Source organism: Serratia sp. 201 (assembly GCF_037027545.1).
GTDB classification, from domain to species: Bacteria; Pseudomonadota; Gammaproteobacteria; order Enterobacterales; family Enterobacteriaceae; genus Serratia; species Serratia bockelmannii.
The window spans coordinates 1-675 of sequence record NZ_JAXCHC010000013.1 but is presented as its reverse complement, the minus strand read 5'-3'; the positions used below and the strand labels follow the sequence as shown (position 1 = coordinate 675).

Genomic DNA, 675 nt, shown 5'->3' with positions numbered 1-675 from the left:
GGAGTGGGTTGCAAAAGAAGTAGGTAGCTTAACCTTCGGGAGGGCGCTTACCACTTTGTGATTCATGACTGGGGTGAAGTCGTAACAAGGTAACCGTAGGGGAACCTGCGGTTGGATCACCTCCTTAACCTAAAGATATTAGTTCGAGTGGCGTGCTCACACAGATTGTCTGATAGAAAGTAACGAGCAAAGCGCTACCTGTTGATGCCATGAGTCATTCATGCTGATACGAACCGATTAAGTTATTCAGTTTAATCGGATTTTCGTGTCCCCATCGTCTAGAGGCCTAGGACACTGCCCTTTCACGGCTGTAACAGGGGTTCGAATCCCCTTGGGGACGCCATTCCGATAATGAGTGAAAGACATTATCACCGGTTAGCGATAACCGAAAAAATCTTAAAGATGACTTGCGAGTCATGTTTAAGATATTGCTCTTTAACAATCTGGAACAAGCTGAAAATTGAAACATGACGGCTGAAATTTATCCCTCCGTAGATGTACTGGGATGAAGAGTAACCTGTCATAGAGTCTCTCAAATGTTTGCAGCGCGAACGATGGAAACATCTTCGGGTTGTGAGGTTAAGTGACTAAGCGTACACGGTGGATGCCTAGGCAGTCAGAGGCGATGAAGGGCGTGCTAATCTGCGAAAAGCGTCGGTAAGGTGATATGAACCG

General features: G+C 46.4%; 1 tRNA gene and 2 rRNA genes. All 3 read left to right on the top strand.

Annotation, left to right across the window (positions count from 1 at the left end):
* A 16S ribosomal RNA gene (locus WA302_RS25160) occupies nucleotides 1-127 on the top strand; the annotation flags it as partial.
* Nucleotides 128-267: 140 nt separating this feature from the next.
* Nucleotides 268-343 (top strand) — tRNA-Glu (locus WA302_RS25155).
* Between the two features lie 234 nt (nucleotides 344-577).
* Nucleotides 578-675 (top strand): 23S ribosomal RNA (locus WA302_RS25150); the annotation flags it as partial.